The organism is Polaribacter sp. AHE13PA, assembly GCF_019278505.1.
Lineage (GTDB): Bacteria > Bacteroidota > Bacteroidia > Flavobacteriales > Flavobacteriaceae > Polaribacter.
The window spans coordinates 844,536-859,889 of the sequence record NZ_CP058985.1 but is presented as its reverse complement, the minus strand read 5'-3'; the positions used below and the strand labels follow the sequence as shown (position 1 = coordinate 859,889).

Annotated in this window: 8 protein-coding genes; all 8 read right to left on the bottom strand. The window is 31.4% G+C overall.

The window, feature by feature from the left end; all coding sequences use genetic code 11:
- Positions 1 to 233: 233 nt before the first annotated feature.
- Entirely contained in the window at positions 234 to 2,060 is a 1,827-nt protein-coding gene (locus tag H0I28_RS03680; RefSeq protein WP_218760541.1) for a T9SS type A sorting domain-containing protein, read from the bottom strand.
- A gap of 638 nt (positions 2,061 to 2,698) precedes the next feature.
- On the bottom strand, positions 2,699 to 4,114 hold the full coding sequence (locus H0I28_RS03675) for an MFS transporter (protein WP_218760540.1): 1,416 nt from the start codon (positions 4,112 to 4,114) through the stop codon (positions 2,699 to 2,701).
- A gap of 12 nt (positions 4,115 to 4,126) precedes the next feature.
- Positions 4,127 to 5,617: a glycoside hydrolase family 30 beta sandwich domain-containing protein gene (locus H0I28_RS03670; RefSeq protein ID WP_218760539.1), complete on the bottom strand. Its 1,491-nt coding sequence runs from the start codon at positions 5,615 to 5,617 to the stop codon at positions 4,127 to 4,129.
- An 11-nt stretch (positions 5,618 to 5,628) separates the two neighbouring features.
- Positions 5,629 to 6,897, bottom strand: a complete 1,269-nt coding sequence (locus tag H0I28_RS03665; RefSeq protein WP_218760538.1) for a glycosyl hydrolase family 17 — start codon at positions 6,895 to 6,897, stop codon at positions 5,629 to 5,631.
- Between the two features lie 114 nt (positions 6,898 to 7,011).
- Complete coding sequence (locus H0I28_RS03660) at positions 7,012 to 8,643, bottom strand: glycoside hydrolase family 30 beta sandwich domain-containing protein (protein ID WP_218760537.1); 1,632 nt, start codon at positions 8,641 to 8,643, stop codon at positions 7,012 to 7,014.
- A 94-nt stretch (positions 8,644 to 8,737) separates the two neighbouring features.
- Positions 8,738 to 12,196: a hypothetical protein gene (locus tag H0I28_RS03655; protein ID WP_218760536.1), complete on the bottom strand. Its 3,459-nt coding sequence runs from the start codon at positions 12,194 to 12,196 to the stop codon at positions 8,738 to 8,740.
- A 109-nt stretch (positions 12,197 to 12,305) separates the two neighbouring features.
- Positions 12,306 to 13,565: a glycoside hydrolase family 2 TIM barrel-domain containing protein gene (locus H0I28_RS03650; RefSeq protein WP_218760535.1), complete on the bottom strand. Its 1,260-nt coding sequence runs from the start codon at positions 13,563 to 13,565 to the stop codon at positions 12,306 to 12,308.
- Between the two features lie 105 nt (positions 13,566 to 13,670).
- Positions 13,671 to 15,350 carry a family 16 glycosylhydrolase gene (locus tag H0I28_RS03645; RefSeq protein ID WP_218760534.1) on the bottom strand — a complete coding sequence of 560 codons (1,680 nt, stop codon included), beginning with the start codon at positions 15,348 to 15,350 and terminating at the stop codon, positions 13,671 to 13,673.
- Between the last annotated feature and the right edge of the window lie 4 nt (positions 15,351 to 15,354).

Below are 15,354 nucleotides of genomic sequence, written 5' to 3'. Positions count from 1 at the left end.
CCGAGGGTAACTTACTCAATATTATTATAAATAATTATCGTTATTTATAATGATATTGAAAAGCAAAAATACAAATCTTCATTAGAACTAAATTATATAAAAAATATAGGATTTTTTTATGTAAAAAGTTAGTCATTCAGACGTTTTGTTAAACTTTTATAAATTATTTTATATAATGGACAAAAAAAAGGATACTAAAATAGTATCCTTTTTAAGTTAAATAAAAATATTAATTATTCTTTAATAAATTTTGCTGTTGCAAATACGTTATTTATAGAATACTTAATTAAGTAAATTCCAGAGGATAAATTAGAAACATCAATAGATTCGTTATTTTTATTGATTTCCAAATTCATTATTTGTTTACCCAATAAATTATAGATAACGGCACTTTTAATAGGGTTTTGAGCTGAAATGTTTAATCTACTTGTAGTAGGGTTAGGAAACATCGAAATTTTTATTAATTCATTATCTTTTACATCTGCTGTTGCAGAATTAAATAAAACAACATCATCAATATAAAAGGTATTGTTTGCACTTCCATCTCCCATGGTTCCTAAATCGAAAATTAAAACAACACTGTCATAAGATCCGCTTGGAATTGCTGAATAATCGAACGTAATTGTTTCCCATGCATTTGCTGTAGATATGGTTACTTCTTTCTCGAAACTAGTAGCTGGACTTGCTGAATTTTCTACTTTTAATAATACTTTAGCGTTTGCTCTTGGAGAATATACTTTCATTGTAAAAGTATCATTCGCTGCAAAATCCATTGCTGAACTTAATTTGACGACACTTCCCCCCCAAGGTTGACCTGCATTTTTCACCATTTTACCAACATTTGCAGAAGAATTGTCTGCATTGTTATAAGGGTTTGTTTCTGTGGTTACAACTCCTCCGTCAAAATTGGTCCATGTTGTTGCACTTTCAAAATCTAGAGGTAATGCTACTGTAGGTAGTACAACGCCTGAAGAAGACAACGTAATATCATCTATATAAAAAGTATAATTTGCGCTTCCATCTCCCATTATGTCATTGTCAAAAATAATAACTAATTTTTCATAAGATGCCGTTTTACTTATTGCTGCATAATCAAAAGTTAAAGTTTCCCATCCATTAGCAATTGTTGTTAGAACTTCTTTACTATAATTAATTCCTGCATCTCCAGAATTTTCTACTTTTAATAATACTTTTGCTCCTACTCTTGGTGAATATACTTTCATTGTAAAAGTATCATTATTAGCAAAATCCATTGCAGAACTTAAGGTTAACGCACTTCCTCCCCAAGTTTTACCTTCAAATTTTACCATCTTACCAACTTTAGCAGAAGTATTGTCTGCATTGTTATAAGGGTTTGTTTCTGTTGATACAACTCCTCCATCAAAATCTGACCAAGTTATTTCGCTTTCAAAATCTAATGGTAACGAAGCAGTACCTGCAACAGGAGCTGCTGGTGCATCTGTTAATTTTTCTGCATTAAATTTTATATTATCAATATAAATGGTATTACCTTCTGCTCTATCAGCCATATCTTGCCTCCAATCTACAAAAACAACCATTTGACTAATATTTGATAAATCGCCATTAGGATTTATACCAGAAAGATCGAATGTTAAAGTTTGCCATTCATTTACAACTGAATTACCAACATTTTGGTCTGTAATTTGAAATGATGTTCCTGCACTATTTGTTCCCATTTTAATACCTACAGTACCTACGTAATTTTTATGTACATCCATAGTTAAGGTTAAGTTATTTGCAACACTCATATCAATTTTCCAAGTACCAAATTTAGAGTCTTCCCATTTATTATTAACACCTGCATAAAAAGCATTACCAGGTCCCATAACAACCTTCATTACTTTAGAAGCGGTAGTATTTACACCATTTAAATTTGGATTGTCTACTATTTCTGCTGGAGCAGGTTCGTTATCAAAGGTATACCAATTAGACGCTAATCCTGACGGAGTACCTTCTTCAAAATCTAAATGATATTCTTGTTGTTGTGAAAAGCCTATTGAAGTAATTAAAAAGGCTAGTAGTAAAGTAATTTTTTTCATAATTGTTTGTGTTTTAAATTTACAAAACAATATTAACCCTATTGTATACTATATTAACATAAAACACTACAGCAAAAAACATACAACCAAAAAATATTATGGATTTTAAGTTTACTTATCAATGAAATAAGTACTTAACAACGTTTTATTTCTCACTTTAAATCACTAATTATTAAACAGATATATTTATTTGTATTGGTAATGTATAGCTAAAGAAACATAATTAGAGTTCTATTTTTGTTTGAGATTGTTCTAAACCAAAATAAAACGGATAACTTTCGACTATACACAAAATAAACAATTCATTTATCAAGATCTTAATTACTTTTATGCAATTTGAATCCCCTTTATGTTCTTAAAGTAAAATAAGGATTAAAACCTGTTACACCATCCTACACAAAAAGTATAACTATTACAACCCCTAATTTGACATCAATAACCATTAAAACATCAACTTAAACTCCTTTATTTATGTAATATAGATTCTACAAAAAAAAACGCTATAAATAGTTAATATTCATAGCGTTTAAAAAAATAATTTAAAAAGTAACTTATCTTATTTCTTAATATTTTAATTTTCCTTTCTTAACCTGTTAACTGTTATCCATAGAAACTTAAACATCATCCATTTCTCTAATTTAGTCTTCTTTACGTTTGTCTAATTCTATTCTAATTTCACCTGAACGTTTTTCAGAAAGGTCATAATTTCTCATGATGTACATTGCAATAAGAGTTCCTGCTATAGGAAACCCTGAAAAGAATAATCTTAATCCAATAAGTGCCTCTTCTGTCTGAATATTAACTGCAGAATCAAAACCTACTACAGATAAAATTGCACCACTTAAACCACCTGCAATTCCAAATCCAAATTTAACCATCCACCAATAAATAGCACCAAAAACACCTTCTCTACGTTTTCCTGTATTTAACTCATCTAGATCGATAACATCTGCAGTCATAGACATCATTAATGTAAATAAGCCACCAATACCAAAAGAAAAGAAAGGCAATGCAAATAGAAACATATAAGGTTTACCAGGAATAAATAAAAACCATAGCATAATATAACCAACTACAGAAATCCCTTGAGAAACCATAAAAGCTTGTTTTTTCCCTAACATCTTAGACATTTTAGCCACAATAGGAATTACTAAAAAAGTAGTTACTAAAGCACCTATACTACCAAATAACGTTGGCCAAATTCCCGCGGCAGCGGCATCTCCTTTAAAAAGATAATACACAATAATAAAAAAGGTAAAACTTGCTACAGTATTAAATGCATTAAAAACAAAAAAGGTAGCAAAACATAATTTCTTAAAAGGTTTAGACTTAAAAGCCTCCACAAAGTTATCTCCTATTTCTTTTAAACTTTTTCCAATATTTTTTAATGTTAAAGAGGCATAATTCTCATTTACAGTAGATTTACTTTCAATAAAAATTGCTGGTATCATTGCACAAATTGCAAAAATAACGCCTACCCAAACGGCCAATTCTCTTACAGCAACGTCCGCAGTTATATACCATTCCGGATCATACATAATAACCCAGAACCAAGGTGCAATAACCCAAGCCCATTGACCAATCCATTGTGCAACTGCCATGATACTTGTTCTCTCATGAAAATCATCACTCATTTCATAACCCATAGCTACATAAGGAACACTAAAAATGGTAAGACCTAAATAAAATGCAAATGAGGTTAATAAGAAATACCAAAAATTATAATCAAGCGAGTTTTCTCTAAACAATTGCCACATAATTATAAAAGAAATTCCCATTACAATTGCCCCAATAAACACATATTGTCTTCGTCTACCCCAACGAGATTTTGTGTTATCTGAAATATATCCCATAATAGGGTCTGTGACAGCATCAAAAATTCTTGGAACTAAAGAAATAACTCCCCACATCCATCCTGGAAAGCCTAAATCTTTTACCAAAACGACTATAAAAATACCAATTACAGCTGGAAACATTTGATTTGCAAGCATTCCAACTCCAAAGGCTATTTTTTGGCTCAATGGAACTTTAGAAGACGTTTTATAAGTAGACATATTGTTATATTTTTAATTTGTTGCAATCATAATAGTTTGCAGTGCTTGGGCATCAATATTAATAAGGGTTTCTTTTTCTCCTAAAGAGATTTTAAAACTTTTCTTTGTTTTTCCTTCATTAAAAACCACCACAGCTATAGAACCATCAGTATTTTGTGCTGCTGTAACTTGTAAATCTTTATCTGAATTTTCTAGCCCTATAACTTTTGCTTCTGGTCTAATGTATTTGCTAAAATGAGCCATCGTATAATAAAGTGGTGTAAAATACACCTCATCTTTTTCTGGATCTACAATTACCGGAGCCACACACCAATTCTCAAACCAATTTGGACCACCTTTTGTATCTAAAACCATATTCCAATCTACCCAACCGTCTACCCAATTATTAAGGCAACCAATAATGTCTCTTGTATATCTATTTACAGGAGCATATTTTGGGTGTAAATATTTATTCTCTGGCTCTCTCCAGTCATATCCCCAATCTGTTGCTTCTTTTTTCCAATACCAAGCATCATCTTGCCAAACAGGTATTTCAGAATCGATACATCCTTCTGTTTCAATTAAGTATTTTTCTGGTGCTTTATCATGCGCATATTGTAACGCTTCTGGAAAAATTTCATACGTACTTTCATACCAATGGATAGCAGTTCCATCAAAATATTTTGATGAACTTTCGCTTCTATACATTTCATCAACCCATTCTTTTAAACCTTCTCTATTTTGGTCATAACCTAAAATAATTTTATCACCATACCCATCTTTTTCTAATTTTGGACCTAAATGAAACTCTACAAAATCGGTCATTTCTTTAGGCGTAAAATGCATGCTCTCCCAGTTATTCCCATTTCCGTGTGGTTCATTTTCAACTGTAAACCCCCAAATATCTATTCCTTCTGCCTCGTAAGCATCTATGTATTTAGAGAAAAATAATGCCCATGTATCATAATATTTTGGTAGTAATTTTCCTCCAACCCACTCATTATTGTCTTTCATCCACGGAGCAGCTGTCCAAGGTGAAGCAAATATTTTAAATCCATCTTTAGACGCGTTCATGGCATCTTTTATCATCGGAATTAAATCATCCATATCATCTTTAATTGTAAAATGCTCTAATTTTACATCATCCGCTACTGGTGAATATGAATACTGACTTAAAGAAAAATCACACGAATTCATATGTGTTCTTGTTAATGAGTAATTTGCGCCTTCTTCTGAGAAATAAGCCTGAATAATGGTATCTCTGTTTTTCTGACTCAATTTATTTAATAAATAAGCAGATGATTCTGTAAATGCACCACCAAAACCTGTAATTGTTTGAAAAGTTTTTTTAGGATTTAGTGTTATGGTAGCTGCATTTTCAACAGCAACAAAATCTGTAATTTGGGTTAACTTATTCCCTGCTTCCGAAGTTTCATAAACCTCTACAGATAATTTATTATCCTTTTGATTACAACTAATCATCACTACTAAAAATAGCGTGTAAAAAAAATAGTTTGTTTTCATTTTTATTATTTTTATCTATTATATTCTGTATTCGGAACCAAAACATCATTCATTAATGCTTCTTTATTTCCATTATATGTTTTTGTAATTGACTTTCCTCCTCTTGTTAATCCGTTAAAAACACCTTTGTCTACTAAATTCCAAATTGGGAATTTTGCTTCTCCTTTTAGGTTGATCAATCCAAAGTGATTTTCCGATCCATTTGGGTTTTCCGCATCTTTCCATTGTTCATCAAAAGCCTCAAAATAGAAACAAGAAATACCTTCTTTATTCGTCCATTCTCTAAGATGATTGTAATACAATCCTTGCTTATATTCATCACTAGCCCTAGAACCGTTTACACCATAATATCCGTTAGAAATAGTTGACCAACCTGTTTCACCAATATGAATAGGTTTGTTTACTCCCAAACTTTTCATATAGCTTTTTACAGCATTATATTGCTTTATGGCAAATTTTTTAGACCTTAACATGGCTGCATCAATTTTATCTTTGTCTGATAAATGAAACTCATTATCGGGTACTTTCCAAAATTCTGAATTGTGGTGAGAATTATGATATGGATATGTATGTGTTGAAATATAATCTACCGCTTTTATTAAATCTTCTAAATCTTTAGTGTGATACAAAGAATCTCCGCCACCCCAACAAGAAAAATCGTCTGAACTTGTAATCCAAACATCTTTAGACAACTCTCCCTTTTTCTTTAAATTCTGAAGGTAATTTACCCATTTTAAAATCACATTCGGTTGCACAAAATAACTTGCCGCCCATTTTACCATTGCTTCATTACCAACAGCTATTACTTTTACAATGTCTGGGTATTTATTTGCCAAGGCTACAGCTCTTGCTATTTCTCCTTCATTTTCTGGACTTTCAAGATTATGATTTGGCTCTTTGTCTGTCCATGCATTTAAACAATCTATCCAAGCACCTAACATTACATACATTTCAAAATTGGCATCTTCATTTTTAAGTTGATGAATGGCTTCTAAAACATTAGCTGCATGTGGTAATTCTGGTTGAACATTGTAAGTTCTTAAAATACGAATCCCCATTGCGTGCATCAACTTTAAATCTTCTTTTAGTTGAAGAATTGTTGGCTGATTATCTTCTCTTGATTTTCCTCTATAACCTCCATAAGAAATTGCTAAATAATCAGGATTTCCTAAAATATGCTCTGCAGTAAGTTCCTTTTTTTTAATTGCTGTTTTAGAATTACAACTAACAACAGAAATTAACACAATAATTACAAAAGATATTTTAAAAATTGAATTCATATTTTTGATGATTAAATGCTATTTATACTCCAAAGCTGAAACTTTGAATGTCTTTATTGTCTAATATTTGTAATGAAACATAGCACTTAAGCTAATCTTATGTTTCGGGTTTCTTTACTTACTACGTAAATGAATAGTTTGAACAGATCTAGGTGCAATTCTCGATATAAAAGTCTTTGTTTCTAATGCAATCGATACTTCTTTAATTTCTTCATTTTTATTAAAAATAACAACAGCAATTGAACCATCAGAATTTTTAGCAGCAGTGTATATCAATCCATCTACCTCTTCTCCTTTTACACCTATTCTATGTGCATCAGGGCGAATGAACTTACTAAAATGACTAAGCAAGTAATAAAGTGGCGTGTATGTTATCTCATCAGTAACAGGATTAATAAGTACCGGAGCACTATTAAAGTTGTCGTAAGGATTTGGTTGTCCTTTGTTACTAAGAATACTACACCATTCAATGTATCCTTGAGTTCCATGATTTAAATCTGTAATAATATCGTAAGCATACGTCTCGAAAGGAACAAAAGTACCTGCATAGTCTGTACTTGCTCTCCAATATTGCCCAATCGGGTCATTAGCATCAATATCTATACTTGATTCCGTATGAATCATCCCTTTATTAGGCCAAGTTTTTTCTAACTCAGCTAATTCATTCGCATACCAGTTATTTTCTTTTAATTCAGAATTTGTATACCAATGAAAAGCAGTTCCCCAAGCATATTTAGATGCTTCAGGATCTCGGTAGGTTGCTGCAACATAATCATTCATTGTCGATTTATTATGATCATAAATCAATACGCGTAATCCAGCATCTAAATCATCAAGTTTAAGATGGCCATCTTTTACAAGTTGAGGACCAAGATGGTCTCTTAAAAAGTCTCTACCTTGTTCAGGAGTAAACCCATTACTATCCCATGCTGCATCATGAGCATGTAGTGGCTCATTCTGTGGTGTTAGCCCCCAAAGAGTAATCCCTTTTTCTTTATAAGCACTTACATATTTTGATAAATATTTAGCCCACAGACCATAATATTTAGGAAGCAAGGTTCCGTTAGTCATTTTAGCTGTTTCTCCTGTTTTCATCCATGATGGAGGACTCCATGGCGAAGCAATAATTTTAAAATCTGCACCAGGAATGCTAGATGCTTCTAAAATCATTGGGATAAGATCATAATTTGGATCTATCAATTCAATACCACGTACCTGATCATTTTCATCACCAGAAAACCCTTTCATATCTTCTTGAATACTGAATGTTGAAAGATCTTCATCTCCCTCTTCAATATACGTATAGTGCGTGTTTGAATAATCACTGCTATTAATGTGCGTTCGTGTAAGGGTGAATCCTGCACCTTCTGTAGGACTAAAAAGTTTGGTCAAAACATTTTTACGTAATTCAACCGGAATAGTAGCTAAATTCCATGCAGAGGACTCTGTAAATGAAGCTCCAAAACCGTAATACTTTTGAAATTCTTGATTAGGAAGAAGCTCTATTCTTACTTTCTTTACTTCAGAAGAAGTTGTCTTAGCGACATCACTTGCTATTAATTTTAGGTTGTCTCCAGCTTGAGATGTTTGATACACATCTGATACGTACTCTTGATAAGCACTTTTTTGTGAGCAACTCGTAAGTAATATAGACATAACCAGAAATTGTAACCAAGTAATCTTTAGAAAATCAGATTGAGTACTCTCTCCTTTATAATTTTCTCTTTTATTTTTGATACTAAACATATTCTTTCTATATTTTTTTCTAATGTTACACACCTACAAAGTAAAAAGACCTTGCAGATGCGTAATACATTATAATTTTAAATACTTCTTTAAATTATTTTTTAATAGCAACTTCTATACGATCTATTTCTCCTGTTCTCTCAAACATTTTTTTCGAAATAGTCGCATTAAGAATTAAGCTTTCTGATGTGACTGTTTCTGCATTTGTAAAAAAGATTGTAACACCTTCACCTCCTAAATTTTTATAAATAATTGGTACCTGACAATAGGTAAAACAAAGGGTACCTTTTTCTAAATTGATAGATTTTGGTTCTTTATTAATTGCATTATATTTAAAAACCTTAGCAGTTTCTACAAACTCACTTCCTTTTAATAATCTTGGATTAAAGTTGATTTTTCCATCCTTAACAAAAACACCCAATTCCCCTATTCTACTTAACACATCTTCTTTTACCTGCCCCGTCATTCCTGGTTGTTGCGCACCTTTTCCTGCTGGTGTATGAGAATACGGATCTGTAGGAAAAGCACCGTATAATTGAGGCGATTTATGCACTCCAATTCCTGCCTGAATTTCATAATAATGATCTAATAACTGACCAATTACAGCTTCATCTTCATTATTTTTTATGGCTAGTAAACAATTTTCTTGCACTGCCAATAATAATTTAGAAACCATGTGCCAATAAATAGACCCCAAACCTTCATAACCAAAGAAAGTTCCAGAACGACCTGTAAATGCCTTGTGGTTAAAAACCTCTTCGAAAATAGTAGCTAATAAATTAGCTTCTTTTTCTACTAAATCGGCATATACTTCTGGTAAACTTTCAAAAGTTGCTTTTAAACTATTTGCATTGTTAAAGTTGGCATTGAAATGATAGTTACCTAAAACATCTTTATTGATAATTTGAGTATTATTATCAGCAATTAATTTTGATAATAATTGAGAACCGTCTACCGAAGCTTTCGGAATTACGTTTTTCTCATCAAAACTTGGTAATTCTTTATTTGGATATAAAATATAACTGTATTGATCTTCTCTAAAAAGCGCACTAGCTTTCATTCCGTCTAAAACTTTTAAAGCTTCTTTTGGTGCCAAATACCCAGCACTTAATACAGCAACTTGACCTTCTAACATTTCAGATAGATAAGAAACAGACACTTCTGCATCATTTTCAATAGTCATTAAATTATAAGAATGGTATAAATTATCTGAACGCTTATTCGCTTTTATAGTATGCTCTAAATATTGTTTTGTAACTGATAAAAATTCTAAAAGACCTGCTTTAGATAGCATTGTTTTATCACTAGAAAAACCAACCTCATAAACAGTACTTCTATAAGTACTTGCTGCAAAACCCAATCCATCTAAAACAACTTTTCTATTCTTATCAGATACTTTTCCTTCAAGAATATTTTTATTTTCTTTAAGCGTAGCAACTACCTCTTTAAAGAAAGTTGATAATTCTGATGAAATCTCAAATTGCTCAGTATCTGATTTTGAAACTACTTTATCAAAGAAGTTTAAAAAACGATTCAAGTAATTTAGTGTTACCATAGAAACACCATTTCCTACCAGAGCGTTGTTTGCATCATTCCATTCTGGCCTTTGAGTATTCATCCAAATTCCACCTTCAGGAATAAAATTAGAAACTTTTGCTAAAACTGTAGCTAATAATTTTTCAATTAAATTTACTTTATAAATAAAGTAGTTTTCATCCCTTAATAAAGCACCATCAGCACCTAATCTTTCTCTTCTTTTTTCTATATTTTCTTGCTCTTCAAAATCAAAATCAATAGTATCTTTAGGATTTTTTAGAATGTCCTCATACTTTTTAATTCTATAAGGCACATTTGCATATACAAAAACAGCTTCAGAAAAACGTTTTTCTAATTGATTTGGATAGTGATTCTCTATAAATTCTAAGAATTTTAATAAGTAAATAATTTGATGATCTCCCCAATAACCAATATAAGACCAAGGATCATTCTCTTCAATAACTTCCCAATCGAAACCATCTTTTGTAACTCTATAAGGATTGTAACCATCAAAAGTTGTGGCGTTTAAAAACTTATGAATCATGCTTTCTATAAACTCTGGATATGAATGTGCTAATGTTTCCCAATTCTGAAAAATATCACGCCAATTACCTTCATAATCTAAAACTTTAGAACCGTCAATTTCATTTTTTGTGTTGATAGAAAACTTATTCCAAGGTCTACTTGGGTCTCCATGTCTTCTACTAAATTTTAATGGTAAATATTCGAAACAAAGTCTTTTAAAGTTTTTATCTTCATCTTTCTCTGCAATAGCTATAATGGTATCTAGTGTAAATAATTCTGGTAACTCATTTAGAACAGCCTCTTTTAATTTTAAAACTTTTTTATTTGCCTTACCAATATATTTTATAAAGTCATCTTTTTCAATTTTATAATCATCATCAAAAGTACCACCTCTCATTAAATTGAAAAGTGTATTTGCAAAGTGTCTTGTGTTTACCAAAGCATCATTAGATACTTGCAAACCATCTGCTGCACCTGTTAAATCAATTAACTTTTTTGTTCCTAATGCTATATCTTTATGAATAATTTCTGATAATTTTTCATCATCCTTTATTGCTTTAGAAACTCTTTGAATATCTCCAATAGTTTGATTCACATTGGCTATAAAAATCCATTCTTTCGTTTCATCTGCTTCTAAAGTTACCTCTGCACTAATAAAATAAGCTCCTTTTTCGGCTTTAATTGCCACCTCTTGCTGTAATTCTATACCTCTTCTAAAATTATCTAATTGTAATGATGATAACAAATACGTAGGATTCTTAACACCTAAAGACCAAACTATATTTGCTTTTAAAGCTTCACTAGGTTCTGCTTTATCAACAATAATAGCACTTAATGCATAAATACCTAAACCAGCTTCTACTTGCAGTTCGCTCTTTTTATAAGCATCTACTAAATTACTTCTAGAATTTTGTAAGTCTGTTTCTACATCCGAAGGTAAAATATTCTGTAAACCATCTAAAAACGTAACAACTGTTTTATCTGAAGAATTATTTATTAAAGTTGATTTTTTTACAAATCCAAATTTATCAGAAGAACTCCATTGATATCTAAAAGTAACTCCTAAATCTTCATTAATTTCTTCGAAAACAACTTTATTTCCAAAACTGTTTTTATATAAGTTTTGTTTTGTTTTATATAACCCTATTTGTCTTTGAGAAAAAGGTTCCCATAAATATATATTCCCGTTTTTTGAAACTTGAAAAATAGATTTACTACCAGTTACATCTGCAGATTCTGTAATTTTATCATCTGTATAATAAGGAAAAAGTGAGTATTCACTATTTTTTCTACCAGCAGATAAACCTCCATTACTAGAAATAAACATCCAATGATTAGAGTCTGAAACAATACTCATAAAAAAAGGTCTCATTTCATTACTATTCGAAATTTTATAATATACTTCATTTTCGAAGTTGATCATTTCCCCTTTTACCTCTTGCGTTTTAAACTCGGCCTTATTATTTCCTAAAAAAACAGTTTTTTTTGTCATCAAAATTATTTTTTTAACCTCTTATTCTTAATTAAAGAAGTTGTTATTTATTTATCCTGTAAGGCTTTTTTAACCTTGTACGTTTTTGTTATTAATTAGCTAAAAGCTTTTAAATTTTAATTTCTCTAAAATGTTTAGAAATTAAATCTGTCGTAATCCCTTTTGAATAGGGATTTAATTGGTGTGCTTTTTGTAAAGCAAAATAAGCAGCTCTTGGTGTTAACGTATAAAAACCTTTTGTATCAGTTGGTCCTTTTGCACAAATACCAAACCACTCCTCACTCATATTATTGGCTCCTTTTATATAATCTAAAGCGTATCCTCCATTTGCCCAAGAAGCTTGGTTATCATGAATATGTAAGTTTGTTGTTTGTCCAAGTTTCCACCAGCCATCACTAAATTGAAACGTAAACCCCCCAATAGCATTTCCTGCCTTTTCTAAACCCGAAACATTTTCATAAATCTCTTTCCAATTTTCTAACATGTAATAGGCTTGCATTTTTTGATCTTCCTTTAGCGTTATTGAGTTAAAAGCATCAGCTCCAAATTCTGTAAATAATATGGGCATATCCAATGTTTTTTTAGCTCTTTCAAAAGCATCTCCAAAAGATTTACCTCGATACATGTTTGTTCCATAAATATCTACGTCTGTACATTCTTCTGCAATGATATCTATATACAAATCATCTCCATTACAAATAGCAACCGGGTGATTTTTATCTATCTCCTTCATTTTAATGGCAGCTTCATTCATTAACTTATACATTGCTCTACCTCTTAACTCTCCTATCTCATTTTTTTCAGATTCTCCTTCAGGAAAATCTTCTGTTTCTGATCCTGCCCAAAAAAGTCCGAAGTTATTTTCATTACCTAAAAGGAATAATAATAATCCAGGAGTATTTTTATATGTTTCTGCCATTTCACTAACCTCTGTTAGCAAGCTTTGTTGTGCCTTAGCATTACTGTAGTCTGTTTCTTGTTTCCAATTTCCATTTATAGCAACACCATATCTACCAAAAGAATGATTTAACATAGTGTAAATACCATACTCTTTATAGATATAAGTAATCCATTTGGGTTGAATACCTTCATAAACACGAATTGTATTAACGCCCATTTCTTTCAATAAATTCATTTCTGCATCTAATGCCGTTTTTATAAACGCATCTGATTGCTCCCATAAACTGTAAGAAAAATTTGTACCAATCGGAAAATAATCCCAATTCATACCATTAATTATAAAATCTTCTCCATTTACAACTAATTTCATTCCTTGCTTATTCTTTAAGATAGATACTTTATCTGTTTTTGTATCACAAGAATTTAAAATAAAAACTAATAGTATAATTGGTAAGAAAATATATTTCATAAATATCAACTTTGACATAAATTTTAAAGTATTGTAGTTATAAAAATATAGAAAAATAAGGCCAGCCATATAAAACTGACCTTATTAAAAAATAACCCAATAATATTATTGAAATACTTTTACATAATCTATTTCCATAGTATCTTCTGTAAATCCATCGTCTACACTTCCTCCAAGTGAACCTCCCATTGCTACATTAAGAATTAAGAAGAAATCTGCATTAAATGGTAAATCTGCATTGTTTGTTAACTCATAAAAAGGAACATCATCTACATATATTTTTACTTTTTCTTCCGACCATTCTAAAGTATATAAATGGAATTCTGAAGATGCGTTAGAAACAGAAGTTGTTTCACCATAACTTGCGTTGGTAGAACTAGCACTATCTAACCAATGTAAAGTACCTAAAGACGTATTTTTATCTGCACCTGTCTGTTCCATAATATCCATTTCACCACATAGAGGCCACCCTACAGTTGGAAAGTTAGAACCCAACATCCAAATTGCTGGCCAAGTACCTGCCGCAGCTGGTAACTTTGCTTTTACCTCAACTCTACCGTATTTAAATTTATACAATCCTTGAGATTTTAACCTAGCAGAAGTATAACCTCCACTACCATCAGCTTTTGCTGTAATAATTAAAGAACCACCTTCTACCTTGGCATTTTCTGTTGTATTGGTATAAGTTTGTAATTCTCCATTACCCCAACCACCTGCACCTAGGTCGTAAGTCCAGTTTGCTGCATCTGGTGCTCCATCTGTATTAAAATCATCTTCCCATACTAAATTATTGTAGGTATAATCTGGAGTACTTGCTCCTTCTACAGGTTTAGTTGATGTAAATTTATGATACCAAGCTGCACCACTACCAGAATTTGAATTTTCTATAATTCTAACAATCATTTCATCATTAGAAATCGAAATAATATCATACGTACTAGCACCTACATACCATCCCATAAATCCACCATCAGAAATTTCAAATTCAGTACCTCTGTATTCCACATTGTTATAAGAACCTTCTGTACCTGCTTTAGATGTTGAAGGTCCAAAAGAAACATTTTTAGTTCCAAACATTGTTGTTACTACAGTTTCATCATGACATTGATCTCCACTTACACCTAATACACCTGCATACGTTCCTGGCACAAAAGCAGGTCCAACAGTTTGTTCAAAAGTAAGTCCGGTTGCTGTTCTTGTAAATACAAACTCATTATCATACATACAAGATTTTTCATCATCCCATGCTTTAATTCCATTCCACCAAGCTTCGTAAGCAAACTCTCCATTTCCATAATCATCTGTAGCTGGTCCCATACCTACATGAACAGCCACATCTGCTTGCCAATACCATTTTTTACTGTCACCAACATTGGCACCACTTAAAAAGTTTTCTGCATCAACATCAGAAAAAGAACTATAAACTTCTACATCTATTGTTTTTGTTGATGAAACCCCACCTGTACCATTTGCTTTTACAACAACTGTATACAAGTTTACACCTACTTTAGAAAATCTATTTGTGAAGATTCCTGAAGGTGCAGCTTCTGCAACTCCGTCAAAATAATATACATAAGAAGAAGCATTGGCAGCAGTAGCTGTAAAATTTACAGAACCGCTTCCGTCTCCATAAGGGTTGTCTACATCTGCACCTACAATTTCTGCAGTAATGACGATGTCTGTTGGTGAAACAATTTCTCCAAATTCGTGCTCATTCTCTTGACAGCCATAAAGTACTGTCATTAAAGAAAATAAGATTATATAAATATTTTTAAGTTTTTTCATAATC

Bases quoted from the DNA above. Each gene is read 5' to 3' on its own strand.
- H0I28_RS03680 (WP_218760541.1), bottom strand. From the start codon at position 2,060: ATGAAAAAAATTACTTTACTACTAGCCTTTTTAATTACTTCAATAGGC.
- H0I28_RS03675 (WP_218760540.1), bottom strand. From the start codon at position 4,114: ATGTCTACTTATAAAACGTCTTCTAAAGTTCCATTGAGCCAAAAAATA.
- H0I28_RS03670 (WP_218760539.1), bottom strand. From the start codon at position 5,617: ATGAAAACAAACTATTTTTTTTACACGCTATTTTTAGTAGTGATGATT.
- H0I28_RS03665 (WP_218760538.1), bottom strand. From the start codon at position 6,897: ATGAATTCAATTTTTAAAATATCTTTTGTAATTATTGTGTTAATTTCT.
- H0I28_RS03660 (WP_218760537.1), bottom strand. From the start codon at position 8,643: ATGTTTAGTATCAAAAATAAAAGAGAAAATTATAAAGGAGAGAGTACT.
- H0I28_RS03655 (WP_218760536.1), bottom strand. From the start codon at position 12,196: ATGACAAAAAAAACTGTTTTTTTAGGAAATAATAAGGCCGAGTTTAAA.
- H0I28_RS03650 (WP_218760535.1), bottom strand. From the start codon at position 13,565: ATGAAATATATTTTCTTACCAATTATACTATTAGTTTTTATTTTAAAT.
- H0I28_RS03645 (WP_218760534.1), bottom strand. From the start codon at position 15,350: ATGAAAAAACTTAAAAATATTTATATAATCTTATTTTCTTTAATGACA.